At 66.2% G+C, this 19259-nt stretch carries 15 protein-coding genes and 1 pseudogene; 3 read left to right on the forward strand and 13 right to left on the reverse strand.

The window, feature by feature from the left end; all coding sequences use genetic code 11:
- Positions 1-169 precede the first annotated feature (169 nt).
- Both JZ792_RS36960 and serA read right to left on the reverse strand, forming a co-directional pair.
- Positions 170-1177, reverse strand: a complete 1008-nt coding sequence (locus JZ792_RS36960; RefSeq protein ID WP_216917547.1) for a 3-isopropylmalate dehydrogenase — start codon at positions 1175-1177, stop codon at positions 170-172.
- A gap of 45 nt (positions 1178-1222) precedes the next feature.
- Positions 1223-2821: a phosphoglycerate dehydrogenase gene (gene serA / locus JZ792_RS36965; RefSeq protein ID WP_216917548.1), complete on the reverse strand. Its 1599-nt coding sequence runs from the start codon at positions 2819-2821 to the stop codon at positions 1223-1225.
- Between the two features lie 821 nt (positions 2822-3642).
- On the opposite strand from serA, the gene JZ792_RS36970 reads away from it, so the two are divergent.
- Positions 3643-4461 carry a nucleotidyltransferase domain-containing protein gene (locus JZ792_RS36970; RefSeq protein WP_216917549.1) on the forward strand — a complete coding sequence of 273 codons (819 nt, stop codon included), beginning with the start codon at positions 3643-3645 and terminating at the stop codon, positions 4459-4461.
- 1 nt (position 4462) lies between these two features.
- On the opposite strand, the gene JZ792_RS36975 is transcribed toward JZ792_RS36970, so the two are convergent.
- From JZ792_RS36975 to JZ792_RS37005, 7 genes are all read right to left on the reverse strand, one after another.
- Positions 4463-4669, reverse strand: a complete 207-nt coding sequence (locus JZ792_RS36975) for a cold-shock protein (RefSeq protein WP_109528066.1) — start codon at positions 4667-4669, stop codon at positions 4463-4465.
- Positions 4670-4840: 171 nt separating this feature from the next.
- Positions 4841-5332 carry a winged helix-turn-helix transcriptional regulator gene (locus JZ792_RS36980; protein WP_216917550.1) on the reverse strand — a complete coding sequence of 164 codons (492 nt, stop codon included), beginning with the start codon at positions 5330-5332 and terminating at the stop codon, positions 4841-4843.
- Between the two features lie 328 nt (positions 5333-5660).
- On the reverse strand, positions 5661-5864 hold the full coding sequence (locus JZ792_RS36985; protein ID WP_014987157.1) for a cold-shock protein: 204 nt from the start codon (positions 5862-5864) through the stop codon (positions 5661-5663).
- Positions 5865-6052: 188 nt separating this feature from the next.
- Positions 6053-7885 (reverse strand): 3D-(3,5/4)-trihydroxycyclohexane-1,2-dione acylhydrolase (decyclizing), encoded by a 1833-nt coding sequence (iolD, locus tag JZ792_RS36990; protein WP_216917551.1) that lies wholly within the window; start codon positions 7883-7885, stop codon positions 6053-6055.
- Between the two features lie 25 nt (positions 7886-7910).
- Positions 7911-8798 carry a 5-deoxy-glucuronate isomerase gene (gene iolB / locus JZ792_RS36995; RefSeq protein WP_438804428.1) on the reverse strand — a complete coding sequence of 296 codons (888 nt, stop codon included), beginning with the start codon at positions 8796-8798 and terminating at the stop codon, positions 7911-7913.
- Positions 8799-8994: 196 nt separating this feature from the next.
- Entirely contained in the window at positions 8995-9933 is a 939-nt protein-coding gene (gene iolC / locus JZ792_RS37000) for a 5-dehydro-2-deoxygluconokinase (RefSeq protein WP_216917553.1), read from the reverse strand.
- 2 nt (positions 9934-9935) lie between these two features.
- Positions 9936-10838 carry a TIM barrel protein gene (locus JZ792_RS37005; RefSeq protein WP_216917554.1) on the reverse strand — a complete coding sequence of 301 codons (903 nt, stop codon included), beginning with the start codon at positions 10836-10838 and terminating at the stop codon, positions 9936-9938.
- 246 nt (positions 10839-11084) lie between these two features.
- On the opposite strand from JZ792_RS37005, the gene JZ792_RS37010 reads away from it, so the two are divergent.
- A complete protein-coding gene (locus JZ792_RS37010) occupies positions 11085-12116 on the forward strand; it encodes a LacI family DNA-binding transcriptional regulator (protein WP_216917555.1) in 1032 nt (343 codons plus the stop codon).
- Between the two features lie 11 nt (positions 12117-12127).
- Complete coding sequence (locus JZ792_RS37015) at positions 12128-13171, forward strand: Gfo/Idh/MocA family protein (protein ID WP_216917556.1); 1044 nt, start codon at positions 12128-12130, stop codon at positions 13169-13171.
- A gap of 74 nt (positions 13172-13245) precedes the next feature.
- On the opposite strand, the gene JZ792_RS37020 is transcribed toward JZ792_RS37015, so the two are convergent.
- The 4 genes and pseudogenes from JZ792_RS37020 to JZ792_RS37035 form a co-directional block, all read right to left on the reverse strand.
- Entirely contained in the window at positions 13246-14403 is a 1158-nt protein-coding gene (locus JZ792_RS37020; RefSeq protein ID WP_216917557.1) for a DNA cytosine methyltransferase, read from the reverse strand.
- Between the two features lie 59 nt (positions 14404-14462).
- Entirely contained in the window at positions 14463-17417 is a 2955-nt protein-coding gene (locus JZ792_RS37025; RefSeq protein ID WP_308165604.1) for a Z1 domain-containing protein, read from the reverse strand.
- Complete coding sequence (locus JZ792_RS37030) at positions 17414-18961, reverse strand: ATP-binding protein (protein WP_216917559.1); 1548 nt, start codon at positions 18959-18961, stop codon at positions 17414-17416. Before JZ792_RS37030 ends, JZ792_RS37025 begins: the two co-directional genes overlap by 4 nt.
- A gap of 113 nt (positions 18962-19074) precedes the next feature.
- A pseudogene (locus JZ792_RS37035) lies at positions 19075-19259 on the reverse strand (hypothetical protein); the annotation flags it as partial.

The following is a 19259-nucleotide window of genomic DNA, read 5'->3' on the forward strand; positions in this document are numbered from 1 at the left end:
CCGGAATACCCTGCCCCGCCACAGTTCCCGTCACCGCCGACGCCCCCGCGATAACACGGGATGCGGTCGTCTCACCGGAATCGAACAACCGCGAGCTGCGCGGATCACGAAAAGGTAAGCCCCGCACTGGATTCCAGTGCGGGGCTTGCCTTTCGTCGTGCCGTTCGCGTCAGACCGCGGCGGCGATGCGGTCACCGATCGCGACGGTGGACGCCGCCTCGGTGCGCGAGGTGAGATCCTTGGCGACCGCCGCCTCGATGCGGGCGGCGGCGTCGGCGTCACCGAGGTGCTCGAGCAGCAGCGAGACCGACAGGATCGCCGCGGTCGGGTCGGCCTTGGACTGCCCCGCGATATCGGGGGCACTGCCGTGCACCGGCTCGAACATGCTCGGGTTGACCCCGGACGCATCGATATTGCCGCTGGCCGCCAGACCGATACCACCGCTGACGGCGGCCGCGAGGTCGGTGATGATGTCGCCGAACAGGTTGTCGGTGACGATCACGTCGAATCGGCCCGGATCGTTGACCATGTGGATGGTCGCGGCGTCGATGTGCTGGTACGCGGTCCGCACCTCGGGGAATTCGGCGGCGACCTCGTCCACGGTCCGCTGCCACAGCGACCCGGCGAAGGTGAGCACGTTGTTCTTGTGCACCAATGTCAGATGCTTGCGCCGAGCCTGCGCCTTGGCGAAGGCGTAGCGCACCACACGCTCGATGCCGAAGCGGGTGTTGGTGCTGACCTCGGTCGCCACCTCGTGCGGGGTGTCGACACGGATCGCGCCACCGGTACCGGTGTACGGGCCCTCGGTCCCCTCACGCACCACGACGAAATCGATGTCGGGATCACCGGAGAGCGGACTGGTAACGCCCGGATACAGCTTCGACGGCCGCAGGTTGACGTGGTGATCCAACGCGAATCGGGTGCGCAGCAGCAGGCCGCGCTCCAGCACCCCGCTGGGCACCGACGGGTCGCCGATCGCCCCGAGCAGGATGGCGTCGTGCTGCTTCAACTCGGGCAATACCGAGTCGGGCAGGATCTCGCCGGTCGCGTGGTAGCGCTTGGCGCCCAGGTCGTATTCGGTCTTCTCGACGCCGGGCACGACGACGTCGAGCACCTTGAGCGCCTCGGCGATGACCTCGGGACCGATTCCGTCACCCGGGATGACAGCAAGCTTCATGACAACAATGCTCCGTTCAGTTCTGACCGTGAGGTGTAGCGGCGATCAGAACAGATCGACGAGGACGATCTTGGCCGCGCCGACGGCTTCGGCGATCGAGGCCTGGACCTCGGCCGGAACCTCGCGGTTGACGCGCAGGATGACGGTGGCGCCTTCCTTGTCGACATCCTGGCTCAGCTGCGCGGCGAGGATATCGACCTGCGCCTCGCCCAGCTTCGTGCCGATCTTGCCGAGCGCGCCCGGCCTGTCGTCGTAGTTCAGGATGGCCAGATTCAGGCCCTCGGCGCGCATGTCGTAGTTACGACCGTTGATGTTGACGATCTTCTGCACCTGCTGCGGCTCGGTGAGCGTGCCCGCCACATTCAGGGTGCGTCCGTCACCGAAGACGGCGCGCAGATCGACGACGCTGCGGTGGCTCGGGCTCTCCGGCGCGGTGGTGACCTGCGCGGTGATACCGCGTTCCTTGGCCAGCGTCGGCGCGTTGACGAAGGTGACCTGATCCTCGACCAGCGCCGAGAAGACACCGCGCAGCGCGGACAGTTCCAGCACCGCGACATCCTGGGCGGCGAGTTCGCCGCGCACCTGCACCTCGACCGACACCGGCAGTTCGTCCGACAGCGCGCCGAGCAGGGCGCCCTGCTTGCGCACGATGTCGAGCCACGGCGCGACCTCGTCGCCGACCGTGCCGCCGGTGACGTTCACCGCGCCGGGGACGAATTCGCCCGCGAGCGCCAGCAGTACCGACTTGGCGACATCGGTGCCCGCGCGATCCTGGGCCTCGGAGGTGGAGGCGCCCAGGTGCGGGGTCACCACGACCTGCGGCAGGTCGAACAGCGGGCTGTCGGTGCACGGTTCGGTCTCGAACACGTCCAGGCCCGCCGCACGCACGTGGCCGGACTTGATGGCGTCGGCGAGCGCGGCCTCGTCGACCAGGCCGCCGCGTGCGGCGTTGACGATGATCACGCCGGGCTTGGTCTTGGCGATCGCCTCCTTGCCGATGATGCCCTTGGTCTCCGGGGTCTTCGGCAGGTGGATCGAGATCAGGTCGGCGCGCTCGAGCAGTTCGTCCAGGCTCAGCAGTTCGATGCCGAGCTGGGCCGCGCGGGCCGGGGAGACATAGGGGTCGTAGGCGACGATCTTGGTTTCGAAGGCGGCCAGGCGCGCGGCGAAGAGCTGGCCGATGCGGCCGAGGCCGACGACGCCGACGGTCTTGTCGAAGATCTCGACGCCGTTGAACTTGCTGCGCGCCCAGGTGCGCTCGCGCAGGGTGGCGTCGGCGGCGGGGACCTGGCGCGCGGCGGCGAGCATCAGGGTGACCGCGTGCTCGGCGGCGGTGTGGATATTGGAGGTCGGCGCGTTCACGACCATGACGCCGCGTTCGGTGGCGGCCGGCACGTCGACGTTGTCGAGGCCGACACCCGCGCGGGCGACGATCTTCAGATTCTTGCCCGCTTCGAGGACCTCGGCGTCCACCGTGGTCGCGGAGCGGACGAGCAGCGCGTCGGCCTCGGGGACCGCGGCGAGCAGCGCCGGGCGGTCGGGGCCGTCGACCCAGCGAACCTCGACACCGTCACCGAGCGCGTCGACGGTCGACTGGGCGAGCTTGTCGGCGATCAGAACAACAGGACGGCCTGCTTGGCTCACGGTGGGATACTCCTGGGAAGAGGGTCGGCAATTACCGACTCGAGCTTAGTCGGCGCGTTTTCGGGTGGCCTTGCCCCCCGGCACGCGCGGCGTCGCCGTCGGCGAATCGCGGTGTCACGACGGCGGAAGGCCCCGCACCGCCGGGTGCGAGGCCTTCCCACAGTGGTCGCGCCGAGCATGCGGCGCGCAACCGGGTCGATGACCGACCGACAGCGTGATCAGCCGCCGAAGGAACCCGTCCACAGGGTGTTGAAGAGACCGGTGAGCGCCGCGCCCGCGGTGCTGAAGATGCCGTTCAGGGCAGCGGAACCGGTGTCGATGATAACGGGGATCATTTGTTTTCCTCTTCGTCGAAATATATCCAGTCGCAACTGGCTGACATTGGACACATCGGAGGTACCACGAATCCGGTTACGTAATCGAGATATTTAGTGACGCAGAACACATCGCATCCGAAAGAATGGCCAAGGCCACGAAAATTCAGGGCTTGCGCCTCAAAAATATGGCTCTGACCTGCATGTATACATGATCAAGTTGATGGACAACCGACCAACTTCGATCTTTGAGAAGACCCTGTCGAAATCATTGAGATCGCGTGAAAATGCGAGGTGAACGCGAGGATCGATGCCGGTCAATTCTCGCCACCAAAGCACCGGAGCCATTAACTCCGGTGCCCATGGAATTGGGGTCACGCCGCACCGTGATCCGTTGGTGATAGATGTTCCGGCCCGTCCGGTAATCTTCCGCCGTCCGCGACCGCGCTCCCGCGCATCGCCGAAAACGAGCTGCACCGATCGACGGTCGACCCCTACCATCGGCCCATGGCACTGCGCGCTATCCCCGATTCGATGGACCCGACCGTGGTCGGGGCCATCGATGCCCAATTGGACCGGGTCGAGCTCGACCATCGGGTCTCGGTGCGCCTGGCCATCGAAAGCGGGAGCCGCGCATGGGGGTTCCCCTCCCCCGATTCCGATTACGACTGCCGCTTCGTCTACATCGCGAGCCTCGACGACTACCTGACGCCGTGGCGCGGTCGGGACGTGATCGAAACACCGCTGGTCGGCCTGCTCGACGTCAACGGGTGGGATCTCGCCAAGGCGCTGCGACTGCTGGTGAGCGGTAACGCCGTGCTCATCGAGTGGCTGATGTCACCCATCGTGTACCGGGCCGACGACCGTTTCCGGGACGACCTGCGCGAGCTGGCCGACCGGGTCGCCGATCGGAACAAGGTGGCGCGGCACTACCTGCACCTGGGCCGCAAACAGTGGGAACTCGCCGAACACCATGGCTCGCTCAAGAAGGTGTTCTACTCACTGCGCCCGGCCATGGCGCTGCGTTGGCTGCGCGAACACCCCGGCGCCGCCGTCGCGCCCATGCACCTGCCGACACTACTCGAACAGTGCACGCTCACCGACGATTTCGTCGCGGCGGTGACGGAGCTGACCGAACTCAAGTCGCGCACCAGGGAAATGGGCAGCGGCGCGGTCCCGACCCCGATCGCGGCCTTCATCATGGACGAATTCGACCGTGCCGCAGACGTTTTTCCCCGGACACCCGACCCGGACACCGACCGGGCCAGAGCTCTGACCGCGGAATTCTTCCGCGCCGAGGCGCTGGCCGTCGGCGCGCGACGATAGTTCAGCCCACGACCCGCACGGCGACGGCTTCCGGCCCCGCCTTCACCAGACGCACCTCGAACTGCACCCGCTGCCCGGCGGTCAGCACGCGGAATCCCGATCCCTGTAGCTCGAGGTAGTCGACGAAGACATCCGGACCGTCGCCGTCCTGGTCGATGAAACCGAACCCCTTTTCGGTGTCGAACCATTTCACCGTGCCGTGAACCATGGTGCGCGTTCCTCCATACCCGGCGCCGACCGCCCACTGCGGACGTGCCCGATGGATCTATGGTGTCACGTGCGCGAACGCCGGGCGCGCCCGGTTCCCCAACCGGGCTCCGTCACGGCGCGCCGTGATCGCCTGTGGCACACGGCCACAGATCGCGGCGGGCGATCGCGTCTACCTCTCGGCGACCGCCGCGTACGCCCGCGCCAGCCGGTCGGTGGCGGTGGGCCGGTCGGGATCGGGGCGCGGAATACCCAGATGCGCTTCCCGCAGTTCGTCCATGAACTCGGACCACAGTTCGGGACCGCCCCGCTCGAGCAGTTCGGCGCGCACCCGCAACCGCTCGGTGGTCGGGCGATGCCGCAGCCCCCACGCGCCGAGGTGCGCCATGACCGGGACGAGTTGGATGGCGGGTTCGGTGAGCCGGTATTCGGCCTTCTGTCCGCGTACGGTGTCCTCGCGAGTGAGCAGCCCGGCGGCGACGAGGCGTTTGAGCCGGTCGGCCAGGATATTGGTGGCGATACCTTCCTCGGAGCCCGATTGGATCTCCCGGAAGTACCTGCGGTTACCGAACATCACGTCCCGCAGCACCAGCAGGGTCCACCGATCGCCGATGACCTCGATGGTCGCGTTGATCGGGCAACCCGAGCGTCCCTCGTCGCGCATGATGCTCCTCCGTCGGTTCTACTGCTTGCAATATACAACCGGCCGGTCCGACCTCGGCCCCACCGATTGCATAATGCAAGCACATAGGGACGGGGCCGACCCTGGCGAAGCTGCGCGCGCACAACATCTCCATCTCTCTGGACGGCTGTGTCGCCGGACCGACCCAGGGACGGGACAATCCGCCGGGCGAAGGCGGCGAGGCGTTGCACGAGTGGATCTTCGCGACCCGATACGCCGACGACAAGGGCGGACATGGCGACGGCCCCCGCACCGAAGGGTACGGGGGCCGTCGAAGCCTGGTCGCGATCAGAGAGCGCGGCCGCTGCGATCAGAGAACGCGCACGTCCTGGGCCTGCGGGCCCTTCTGGCCCTGGCCGATCTCGAACTCCACGCGCTGACCCTCATCGAGGGAACGGAAGCCCGAACCGCTGACAGCCGAGTAATGCACGAAGACGTCGGGGCCTCCGCCGTCCTGCGCGATGAAGCCGAAGCCCTTCTCGCTGTTGAACCACTTCACAATGCCTTGAGCCATTTCATACTTTCTGTTGACGAGCCAGATTCTGGCAAAACGGAATGCCCTGGTCTCATACATCAACGATGCCACGATCCGCGGAATTCCTCCACCTACGGCGCCGCCCACTGTGAGCTATCCCTCGCCGGAGACACGAATATGCGTGCGATCTCCCAAAAGGGGTATCCGTCACCGAATACGAGTCGGATTCATCGACCGCGCAGGTAGCGCAGCTGATCCCGCTTCCCGGCCCGGTATTCGGTGCCCCCGGAAAGATGTTGTGGCACACCGACTTCCCACCACGCCCCGGATTCGGTCCAGACGCGCGGATCGGTGCGGACCACCACGACCGCGGGCCGGGACACGGCGGCGGCGCGGGCCCGCGCGTAGGCGTCCCGGAATTCGTCGAGCGCGGACACGGCGAAAACCGTGCAGCCGAGCGCCCGCGCGTGCGCGGCGAAATCGACCCTCGGCGGGGCCGTGTGCTCGGTACGGCAGTCGGCGAAGAAATTGTTGAACGCGGTGCCGCCCTGGCCCTCCTGGAGCCGAGCGATCACCGCGTATCCGTCGTTGTCGCAGACCACAGCCACGAATGGATGGCCGGCGAAAGCGGCGGAGAAGAGTTCGGAATTCGCCATCAGGTAGGAGCCGTCGCCGAGCAGGGTCGTCACCAGACCGTCCGCACGCGCCATCGCGGCACCCCACGCACCGGCGAGTTCGTAACCCATGCACGAGAAGCCGTACTCGACGTCCATGGAGGGCGATCCACCCGTCGCCCGCCAGCCCCCGACGAGTTCGCCGGGTAGGCCGCCCGCCGCGGTCATGACGTAGTCACCGGACTCGCTGAGTTCGTTGACGACCCCCACCACCTGGGCGTACGTCGGCATCCCGGTCGCCGGAGCGCGCAGCGCGTCGATCCGCGCGTCCCAGGCGGCGCGCAGTCGCGCCGCGCGAGATGTCCAGTCCGGGTCGGCCGTCCACCCCGGCGGCGACAACTCGGGCAGGGTCGCGGCGGCGTCACCCACCACGGCGACGGCACCGTGTTTGACCGCGTCGAAACGCGCGGTGTTGACGGTGATCAGCCGGACGCCCTCGGCGAAGACGGACCATGACGCGGTGGTGAAATCCTGGAGACGGGTGCCGACGGCCAGCACCACGTCCGCCTCGGCCGCGAGAGTATTCGCCGATTCCGAACCCGTGACACCGAGCGGCCCGGCGTAGAGCGGGTGATCGTGCGGGACCAGTGCGCGTCCCGCTGTGGTCTCCGCGATCGGGATGCCGTGCCGTCGCGCGAGTTCGATCGCGGCCGTCGCCGCCCCCGCGTACCGCACGCCCCCGCCCAGCACCAGCAGCGGCCGCCGTGACGTCCGCAGCAGCGCCGACGCTTCATCGAGTTCGCGAATATCGGCGCGGGGACGTGGAATTCGGTGCACGGTCGGCTCGAAGAGCGTCTCGGGGAAATCGAACGTCTCGACCTGCACATCCTGCGGCAGGGCCAATGTAACCGGGCCGGTCTCCGACGGGTCGGTGAGCACGCGGAGCACTTGGGGAAGCGTCGCGAGCAACTGTTCGGGGCGGGTGATCCGGTCGAAATATCGGCTCACCGGGCGGAAGGCGTCGTTCACGGTGGCCGTCGCGTCGCCGAAATGCTCGACCTGTTGCAGGACCGGATCGGAGGCCCGGCCGACGAAGGTGTCGCCGGGCAGCAGTAGCAGCGGAAGACGGTTCGCGTGGGCGACGGCCGCGGCGGTCACCATATTCAACGCCCCCGGACCGATGGAGGAGGTCACCACCCCCACCTGCCTGCGGTCGGTGGCCTTCGCGTAGCCGACGGCGGCCAGTGCCATGCCCTGCTCGGTTTGACCGCGCCAGACCGGGATCTCGGCGGCGCGCTCCTGGAGCGCGGTGCCGAGGCCGAGCACGTTGCCGTGCCCGAATATCGCGAAAACCGCCGGGAACAGCGGGACTTCGCGTCCGTCGATACTTTCCGAACGCTGGGCGATCAGCCATGCCACCAGTGCCCGAGCCGTGGTCAGTTCCATGCGGGCCGTCCTTCGGTGAACTCGCTCACGGGCGCTTGCCCCGATGGTCGGTGACCGGGCAGCGCGGATCGGCGGGCTCGTCGCGCCAGCGCTCGCGGATCCAGGTGTGGGCGGGGTCGTCGCAGAACGCCATCGAACGCTGCGGGGCGGGGCCCGCGAGCACGTTGAGGTAGTACATCGGATAACCGGGCGAGGCGACGCAGGGGCCGTGGTATCCACGCGGGATCAGGAAGACGTCGCCGTCGCGGACCGCGACGTTCTCGTCCAGCGCGCCGTCGGCGGTGTAGGTGCGGTGCAGGCCGAAACCCGTACGCGACGGCGTGATTCCGTCGCGACCGGCGATACGGAAGTAGTAGATCTCCTCGTTGACGACCTCGCAATCGCTCGCCTCGTCGTGTTTGTGCGGCGGGTAGGAGGACCAGTTGCCGTCCGGGGTGATCAGTTCGCAGGCGTTGAGTTTGTCGGCGTGGTCCCAGACCCCGGGGACGCCGAAATTGGTGACCTGACGCGTCGCCCGCCCCGCTCCGCGCACCTCGACGGGAACATCCTCGGCCGGACCGTATTTCGGCGTCAGCCTGCGTTCGCACCGAGCCATGGGCAGCGCGGCTTCGAGACCGTGCGCGCTCGACAGCCGGACTTCCGCGTCGCGCGGGATGTACGCGAAATCGGTGACCCGCGTGAACACCGAATCGCGGCCGCGCAATTCGAAGGTCAGGCCGTCGACGTGGACGGTGCCCGATCCTGCCAGTGGCACGACGAAGGCCTCGGAATCGCCGGTGTGCAGGATGCGCGTCGACCCGGCAGGTACCAGAACTACCCGGAGGCCGGTGTAGGACCACCCGGCGTCCTCCGGTGTGAGCGACACCGGGTCGTTTCCGTCTGCGAGCGTGCCCGAAGGGCGGTGCAGCCTCATCGAATCCATGTCCCGTCAAGGGGATTCATCGGACCTCGTTCTCGGTGCGCGTCCACGGCCGATCGCCCCTTCCGCTGGCTGGGCGGGTGTCCCGCGGGGGGAAGAACAGGCAGGTGGTATCGACCGATCGCGCTCAGCATGGTCGTTCTCGGCGACATCGCCGCACGACGTCGAGTCCCGACCGGGTGCGACCGGCTCATCGGCACAGCAACTCCTCGATCTCCGCGACGGTGGGCATCGCGTCGGCACAGGCAAGGCGAGACGCCACCAGCGCGCCCGCGGCGTTGGCGTAGGTGGCGATGCGGTGCGGGTCCCAGTCCGAGAGCAGTCCGTGCACGAGCGCGCCGCCGAATCCGTCACCGGCGCCGAGCCCGCACACCACCTCCACCGGACAGGCCTGCACCGTCCAGCGTTCGCGGTCGGTGGCGATCAGCACCCCGTCCGCGCCGAGTTTGACCACGGCCATTCGCACGCCGCGCGCCAGCAGGCGATCGGCGGCTTCATCCGGGTCCGCGGTACCGACCGCGACCCGTGTCTCGGCGCGGTTGCCGACGACGACCGTCACGTGACCGATCATGTTGCCTATCTCGCGTGTCGCCGTCGTCTCGTCGGGCCAGAACATCGGCCGGTAATCCAGGTCGAGCACCGTGTGCGCGCGGCGGGCGCGGCGTTCGAGGATCGCGTGCTGGGTGCCGCGAGCCGGTTCGGCGCTCACACCGGTGCCGGTCACCCAGAGCAGCGGCACCGAGTCCACGACATCCCAGGGCACCTCGTCCGGGGTCAGTGTGAGATCCGGTGCGATCGGCGCGCGATAGAACAGCAGCGGCGGGTCGGCGGGCGGGGTGAGTTCACAGAAGACCACGGGTGTCAGCAGATCCGCGGCGGTGCCGACGTAGCGCGCGGTCACGCCGAACCGCTCGAGGGCGGTGCGGACGTAACCACCGAAGCCGTCCGGGCCGACCTTGGTCAGCACCCCGCTACGCCTGCCCAGACGCGCGGCGGCGACCGCGACATTGGTGGCGGTGCCGCCGAGGTATTTCGCGAATGTCTCGACCTCGGCGAGCGGGACACCGCTCTGTTGCGGATAGAGGTCGACGCCCACCCTGCCGACGGTCAGCACTTCGAGATCGGTCACCGCTAGACCGGCGCCGAATCCGCCACGAACCCCACGGCGGACAGATAGTCGAGGCTGACCCGCATATCCCCGCTGGGTATTTCCGCTGACGCACCGGTATCGAGGACGACGTCCTGTTCGATGACGTACCAGCCGCGATAACCGGCCGACCGCATGACCCGCACCAGCGCCGCGACATCGATATCCCCCGTGCCGAGCGGCGCATACAGTCCGCGCCGGACGGCGTCACTGTATTCGAGCCGCCCCGAACGGATTTCGTCGACGACCGCCAGGCGGACATCCTTGAGGTGGATATGGCCGATCCGGTCCGAGTACCTGCGCGCCAACAGAACCGGGTCGGTACCGCCGACGAGCAGGTGCCCGGTGTCGAGGCAGAGATCGAGATCGGAATCGGCGAGGAACCGTTCGACCTCGGATTCGGTTTCCACATGGGTGCCGATATGCGGGTGCAGCACCGTGCGCACGCCGTCGGCGGCGGCGATATCGCGGATGGCGGCGACGGTCGTCACCAGCGTCCGCCATTCGGGGCCGGTGAGCCGGGGACGCGTGTCGTAGCCGGTGAGGCCGGTAGCCGCCGCGAGGACCAGGACCTCGGCGCCGCACCCGGCGAACATCGCCACGGTTTCGCGGGCCAGTTCGAGCGCGCGTTCGGGTTCGCGGTGCAGCACCGTCGCGAGGAACCCGCCGACCGCCTCGATACCGAATCCGTCCAGCAGTCCGCGCGACACTCCCGGTTCCGTGGGCAGATATCCGGGCGGGCCGAGTTCGGTGGCGGTGATGCCGAGCGCGGCCATCTCGGCGAGCACCGTGCGCGCGTCCAGCAGGTGCCCCCATCCCGGGACTTCGCACACACCCCAGGAAATCGGTGCGGCGGCGATACGCAGCGGGTAGAGAGATTCGGTCATCGGACTCTCCGGCCTTCGACGTGCGAGTGGACTCCGACTGTTGGAGCGCTCCAACTATGTAACGCACACCACAGCATGTCAAGGGGCGCGCCGCCGATGTATTTATAGCGATCTACCTGCGCATTCACTCCTCCCATCAATCGGTCGACCGAGAGCTTGCGCTATTGGAGCGCTCTATTGCCGGGGCAGCGCCGACCTTGTAACCTCCGTCACGGCAGGTCGAACCGAACCACCGGCGGAGGCGACATGGGACGTCCGACCATGGACGACGTCGCCGCCCGCGCCGGTGTCTCCCGGGCGCTGGTATCCCTCGTCATGCGGGACTCGCCGAAGGTCAGCGCGCATCGTCGGCGGGCCGTGCTGGCCGCCGCGAAGGATCTCGGCTACCAACCGCACCTCATGGCCCGCTCCCTGGCGGGCGGAACCTCCGATATCGTCGGGGTCATGGTCTCCGACCTGCGCAACACCTTCTTCGCCGACGTCGTCGAGGGCATGGACGCGGCGGCGCGGGAGGCAGGCCTCGAACTCATCCTCAACACCGGTCGTCGCAGCCCCACCCGAGAACGCACCGCGCTCGAAAGCCTGCTCGCCTTCCGCCCAGGCGGCATCGTCCTGCTCTCCCCCGTCCTCCCCGCCTCCGCCATTCGCGAAGCGGCACAGCAGAGTCCGGTAGTGCTGGTCTCCCGCAGTTCCACCGCCCCCGAAATCGACACCGTCAACGACGACGGCGAAACCGGATCGGCCCTCGCCGTCGACCACCTGGTCCGCCTCGGCCACCGCCGCATCGTGCACCTCGACGGCGGCGGCGCCTCCACCTCCGCCGCCCGCCGCCGCGGCTATCGCGACGCGATGCGACGACACGGCCTCGAACCGATGGTGCTGCCGAGCGAACACACCGACTCCGCGGGCATGGCCGCCGTCCGCAAACTCCTGAACCTGTTCTCCCACGGCAATTTCCCCACCGCGCTGGTCTGCGGCAACGATTTCAACGCGATCGGCGCGATGTCCGCCCTCGAAGAAGCCGGACTGCGGATCCCCCGGGACGTCTCCGTCGTCGGCTACGACAACACCTCACTCGCCGCCCTGCGCCACCTCTCCCTCACCACCGTCGACCAGCCACGCGTCACGATGGGCAGGCTCGCCGTCGAAGCACTCGCCGAACGTCTGCGCGAGGGCCGCACCGACCCCGTGCGCCACCGCGTCGAACCGACCCTGGTCGTCCGCGCGACCACCGCACCGATCCCCTTGACAGACAACGACATACCACCGCATCAGTAGGAGGAAAGTCGATGACATCCCGAGGCACCGTCACCATCGGACTGGCAGGCACCGGCCGAATCGGCACCGCCCACGCCGAAACCCTCAGGGTGCTCCCACAGGTCGACCGCGTCCTGGTCACCGATATCGACAGCGCCCGCGCCAACGCCACCGCCGACGCACTCGGCGTCGAAGCCGTTCCCGACATCGACACCCTCCTCGCCGCCGACCTCGCGGGCCTGGTCATCGCCACCGCCACCGACTCCCACCCCGACCTCATCATCCGCGCCGTCGACCTCGGCATCCCCGTCTTCTGCGAAAAGCCGATCGCCGCCGACCTCCCCGGAACCCTGGAAGTCCTACGCCACCTCGAAAACACCGGCGTCCCCGTACAAATCGGCTTCCAACGCCGCTTCGACCCCGGCTACACCGCCGCCCGCGCCGCCGTCAGGTCCGGCGAACTCGGCCGACTCCACACCCTGCGCGCCACCACCCTCGATCCGGCACCACCGCCCGCCGCGTACATCCCCCACTCCGGCGGGATCTTCCGCGACTGCGGCATACACGACTTCGACATGGTCCGGTGGGTGACCGGGCGGGAAGTGGTCGAAGTGTACGCGCGGGGAGCGAATCGCGGAGATCCGTTGTTCACCGAAGCGGGTGACGTCGATACGGCCGCCGTCATCCTGACCCTCGATGACGACACGCTCGCCACCGTGTCACTGTCGCGCTACAACGGCGCCGGGTACGACGTGCGATTGGAAGTGCTCGGTTCACGAGCGAACGCCGTCGTCGGGCTGGACAATCGCGCACCGCTGCGGTCGGTGGAACCCGGCCACCCCACCTTCGCGCCACCCGCGTATCCCAGCTTCATGGATCGCTTCCGGCGGGCGTACATGGAGGAGTTGACGGCGTTCATCGGGGTCGCGACCGAGGGGCACGAAAACCCTTGCGCACCTTCGGAAGCACTCGAAGCGTTCTATGTCGCCGAGGCGTGCGAGTTGTCGCGGGCGGAGCGGCGGCCGGTCGCCGTCGCGGAGATACGGGGTCGAAAGGCTGTCGGCCAGCACCGCTGAGGCATAGTCCGCAGCTCGAGGCCCCGCGACGTGGATCCTGTCAGCGCCTGACGAGGCGAAAATTCACCGGATACTCACCAAAGTGTCGGGAGCGTTCGAGCATGCTGATCGAGTGGCTCGGTGGATTCATCGGGAATGGTGCCCGCCCCCAGAAGCGCACCCCGATATCCGGTCCGAAATTCTCCCCACCGCCCCGCAACCACGGTATTCAACGCGTTCTCGTGGGGAGCACGGTCGAATACCGCTCGGCTCAGAACATGAACAGCCAATCTCGGCGGGATCGCATTGCCGATCTGTTGAGCGAGGTCTCGGCCTGTCCACGGATAGTCACGCGGAAATGTCTGGAGGTGCCCTGCGTCGCGGTGGTCCAGGTTACGGATATACCGTCCCCGGAGGGTCTCCATTTTGTTTCGCGAGACCTTCCCGGTCACGGTATAGGCGGGCTCGTCGTACCGACGCCTGCCACGTGCCTTCGGATCACCGCCGGTGCCGTAGTTCGAGACGACAACGAACTTGTCGTGTCCCGCCAGGACCGGACCCATAGGAATCCAGGCGGGGAGGTGCGCGTCGTCCGGGTGGATCGAGCCGTCGCGCCTGAACCGTCGGTGCGTCGCCACCGGCAGCGATGGTTGACGATGGAGATGGGCGACCAGGATCGCGCGACGACGAGTCTGCGGGATTCCGAACTGCTCGGTGCGGAGGATGTCGGTGGTGAACTTGTACCCCCGGGATCGCAACACCTCGCCCATTCGCTTCCATACCGGCAGCACAGCCGGAACCTGCTCCAGCACAATGACTTCGTACGGCTGTCGGTGGAGATCGATGGCGTCGAGCGCCCAGCGCAGAGGTTCCAGAACCAGACCGGTGCGCTCATCCCTGAGCTTCTTGAGTTCCACACGGACGGTACGGTCACCGTCACCCATTCGGTCGACGAAGTTCAGTACTTCGTCCAACGCCTCCCGACCGACACCGGATCCCGCTACCGAGAACGTTTGACACGGTGGCCCGCCCGCGAGAATGGTCGCGTCCGGGAACAACTCCGGCCCGCGATCGCGGACATCTCCGGGCTCGGTATCCAGCCCGGCGGCGAGCCGCGTCGCGAGGGCGTCTTCGTCCCATTCGACGCCGGTCACGGAGATACCCAGCCACTGTGCGGCGACGTCCAATCCACCGGGACCCGCGAACAGATCGATCATCTGGGCTGATGGCGCCGCCCCCGCATCCGACGACATGATCGAGAATCATAACCTTCGTCGCGGGCTCGATTCGCCCGCACCGGGCAGATTCGGCGCTACGCGTCGACCGGCGCGGTGTCGATGATGGCAGCGTCCTTGGAGGAATCGATAGTGGTGAACCTGACCTTTCTCCCACTCGGCGAGTGCGCCGCGGTCGGGGCCACGAACGCGAAACCCATGACCACACGGCCCGGATCGACTACGCCGGATTCCGCCTCGACCCGATGGCCGGGTTCGATCATCGGATAGATCAGAACCACTCCGGTCTGGGGATCGACGGATCGATCACTGTGTTTGCCGCCCGAGTCGGACAGTGAGTGCACGATCTGCAACGCGGCCAAGCGGTGCTTCGGATCTGCGATGGCACCGAACAACGGACTGCGACGCCGGGTGCGCGCGAACCACGAGTATCGACGACCTCCATCCGATCGGAGGGTCTGACCGGTACCACGATGCTGTGGCGCGAGCACTGTCCATCGATCGACCGACGCGGCGTCGGTGACCTGCCGAAGGTATTCCAGATACGGCTGGAACTGACCGGGCGCCAGCCATTTCAACGACCGGACGAGCTCGAGGAATTCGAGACCGTCCAGACTGCCGTGAAAGGCAGAGAAGCTGCGTTCAGCACTCTTATCCGATACGAACGTGACGTCGACGGCGTCCGGTGATGTCGAATCCAGGACGTTCAGCCACAACTTGGTGTTGTGCCGCAGGTCCGGCACGACCGAGGGATAGGCAGTCGGTTCGACCCATTGGCAGGCCGAATCGATCTCGACGAGCCGAGCGTTGTACATCTTGTTCGGGCTGGTCGGCTTCAACAGTGGTAGATGCTGAGAGACAAGCGGCGGCACCTGCGCGGGAGTGATCTGAGGCTCGCCGTCCACGAGCACCGCGAACTGCGTCAACTCTTGGCGGAAATCCTCCTCGTCGCGACAGATCGCTTCGAACGCATAGTAGAGGTCGATATCCTGCTTGGCGGCACCGACCTCGCTGCGACCGATATAGAGCCGAACGAGATCTCGATACTCCGGCCGGAACCCGAACCAGCGTCCCATCTGCATCAGTGCCGACATATTCGAGGCACGCCTGCGGAAGTACGAGATGGTGAGCCCTTCGACGGTGAAACCGCGGGAGAGCTTCTGTCCGCCGATCAGAATCTTCCAGATGGATCGCCGGTCGAAATCGGCCTCCCCGGTCTCCAACTCCTTGTCCCCGTTGACGACGATGATCGGCTTCTGGTCACCGCCGATCCGAAAGACCGCCGGGCCGACATAAGGCATGACCTCCTCATATGAGGCAGGCAGCAGATGTTTCGGCGCACGTGTTCCGGACACCCGAGCGATATCGTCGTCGAACAACGAGCGGAGCCGGGCGTGACCGCTGGAGCCCGCATACCCCGCGTTGAACCACAACTTCGTGACGCGACCGCGAAGATCGCGATGATCTTCCACCCAACTGGACTCGTGGATGAGCATCGTGTGATGGTCGAAGTAGCCGTCGCCGAGCCCGCCCCTGTCCTCACGAAACAGCTTGACGGCTGCGGTCAGGACGAACATATCGATTGCTTGCAGTAGAGCTTCGGTGTCGTCTTCGTCCTCGACGGTCACGTCCCGGACGTGGGCCTTCTCGTTCGAGTTGGCGTAGTTCTTTTCCTTGTCGGTGATCTCGGTGTAGAGATCGTGGAAGTCGCTGGCCCCCATGTAGCCCTCGGGGCGCGGCAGCGAGACGATGAAGTCCTTCGGAAAGATATCGGCGGTGTCGCTCGGATCGATGAAGACATTCGCGTACGGCGTCGCGGTGTATCCGACGTACTGCGCCCGAGGCAGCATGGTCAAGAGATCGGCGATCTTCTGATTGATCGCCGTCCGGTCCGCGTCCGGTCGTGACTTGGAACGCGAGGTATTCACCGATGCTTCGTCGGACTCGTCATCGATGATGAGTACCGGGATCTCGGCCAACGGTGTCTTGATCTTCCGGAGGTCCTTGACGAGCTTGGTCAGGACGGCCTTGTTCTTCTTGACCACCATCAGCCGAGCCGAGGCGCGGTGCAGGTTGCGCGGATCGTAGAGCGGCAGAGCGGGCTCACGCTTCTCGAATTCCAACGCGACAATGCCCTGTAACAAGCTCTTGTAGTCGTCGTAACGAGTCGTCATTCGCACGATGTCGAACGCGGACAAGGTTGACGGAAGAGCACCGAATTCGATGAACTTCCCTTGACTCCACGCCGGGTCGTCCGCGTAGTCGGACTCGAATTCCCCCGCGCCCCGCAAGATGTTCTCGCGGCCGACGAGTTCCATATCCAGACGCCGCTGGGTCTGCGCACGCAGTAGATTCAGCGTGCCCCCGAGCACGATGACCAGACGGTAGCCCGCGTCGACTGCCTTGGCGATCACACCGGTGAAATTCGCGGTCTTTCCGGACTGAACGTACCCGACCACGAGGCCCTTCGACTGATACGAGTCGGAACGCGTGGGATCCGCCAGTCGCTCGACCACGCTGTCCGTCGCGGCGTCGAGACCGGCGATCGCCTCCTCCGGCCACTTCTTCTGTTCCAGCAATCTGCGGTAGGAGGGCCAATACCACGGTCTTCCCTGCTGTGACGCAGGGGTGTACCACGGTACGAATTTCTCGCTGATCACCACGGCCGGCGCGACTTTGGCTATCGGTACGACTGCCTCGAGTAGTTTCGCGGTGCCGTCCTCCAGGCCGAGTATCCGATAGATCTCGGCGCGACGCTCATCGGTTCGCGGTGATGTCGTCGACCAAGCGGCCTTCTCGGCGAAATCCCACCGGGTCAACTGTTTGCGCCACATGTCGATGAGCCGATCTTCGGAGGCCGACAACAGGAGTGCGTGACGAAAATCCGACTCGTTCGCACAGGACTGCGCGTCGACCGAAATATCCTCGGCCTGGTATTCCATGGCTCTGACCAGGCGCTTCGGTCGACTCCCTGCCATATCGGCGAGAACAGCGCTGTGCAGCTCCAGTCGCGGCCCATCGAGTTCGATCACGCGAGCTCTCCTGTCTCGTCGTTGTCGATCTCGCGGATCTCGGCCCTCGCCGCGGCAAGGAGGATGGATTGCCACAATTGGATGTTGTCTCTGGCGCGCGGGCCGCTGAATTCCGACTCGAACAGTTGGTGGACCAACAGGTACAACATCGACTTCATCACCGGCGCGTCGTTCAGACTGCCTCGCCGGCCGCCCAGTATCGCGGTCCGGAACTTTCGATTCAGGGCGATCGTCCGATTGTCCCGGTCGATGTCGAAGAAGACATCGTCCGCGAGTTTGCTCCACTGCACGGCGATGGGAACTTCGCCCGGCAGTATCGGCAGTTCGTCTTCGACCGCCTCCGTGATCGCGGGTGCGAAACCTCTACCGGGCGGGATCACCGCCTTGCGGGTCAGACCCGCGCGCTTGCGCGCCTCACGATAGGTCTGCTGTGCGTCCGCGAGATAGTCGGTGAACAGACGACCCGTGTGGTCCGCCGCGTTCTCGAGCGCGGTGACGAATTCCGGTGTCGCCTCGACACCTTCCTTCTTCACACTGAGCCGAAACACCTCATCGGTGTCCGGTGGGAGATCGATATCGACTCGGGCGAGCGAGAGATGCTGTTCGGGCTGACGGAAGTTGTTCCACCCGCCGGATTGAACGATTCGATCGTTGCGATAGAAGTAGAAGCCCTGTCGGTCGAGGACAGCGCCGACCGACTTGTACTCGTCCAGGGACGACTTCGGGGGCCAGACATGGGCCGCCAGCCGAACCGCACCGATCGAAGGCACGTCTGCGACGAACACACGCGGATAGTCGGGATGTCCGGTGACCGGGTAGCCGAACGGATTCAGCGGCACCACACCGAAATTCATATAGATGTCGCCGGTACGAATGTCTTCGACCGCGATCGTGATGTTGAAGTCCTCGCGCAGCAGGAAGCGGTGCAGTTGCAGCCCGAGATGCAAACCCAGCTTGTTGATCGTTCGTTGGAGATAGCGGTCGGTCTGGCCGCTGCCGCCGTGTCGTGGAAAGTTCTTGACGCCGTCCCAGCGGATCACCGTGCCCTGCCAGGTGATCGGTTGACCGTTGTACCGGTCGATCAATGCCTGGGCGTAACGCGATTCGACGATGTCGCATTGGAACCCCGTGCGAGCGCGTTCCATCACCCACCGCCGACCTGCGGGGCGGGTCTTCCGGGTCCGACTCGTGACCGTCACCGCGGAGGCTTGGCTCAGCGACGCCGATTTGAGTCCTGTTCCGAACATGCCGAGGGCGTTCGCCGCGTACCCGCGTCGACCGCCGACCGTCATCGCCACATCGAGTTCGTCGTCGGTCATTCCCCGACCGTCATCGATCACCAGCAAACTGACGAGCGCGTCGCCGTCGCGCAGAAAATGGACCACCACATCGTTGGCGCCCGCATCGATCGAATTATCGATCAGGTCTGCGACAGCGGCCTCGAAGTCGTACCCCTGGCTGGTGAGAGCGTCCATGTACCTGGCATCGGGCGGTAGGTACTTGCTACCCGTCGTCGGAACATCGAATTCCCACTCCGCCGTCATCGCCACCCCAGAATCGTCCGAGCCACCAGTCGGAGGAGACTTTAGTGGAGGAATGGAGCCTGCCGCCCGTTGTCACGGCGATCGTTGCGCAAGCGCCTCTCGAAGTACGAATCTCACACCGGAAGTAGCCGGGTGATCACCCGGGCGAGTTGTTCGACGTTGCGGCATTCGTGCATCGTGACGTGCTCGGCGTACACGCCGGCGGCGGAATCTCCGGTGGACCAGGAACGGGCGGGCTCGGGGTTGAGCCAGTAGGCGTGTTTGGCGCGGTCGAGCATCAGGTGGAGGGCGGGGAGGT

The organism is Nocardia noduli (genome assembly GCF_019038455.1).
Lineage (GTDB): Bacteria > Actinomycetota > Actinomycetes > Mycobacteriales > Mycobacteriaceae > Nocardia > Nocardia noduli.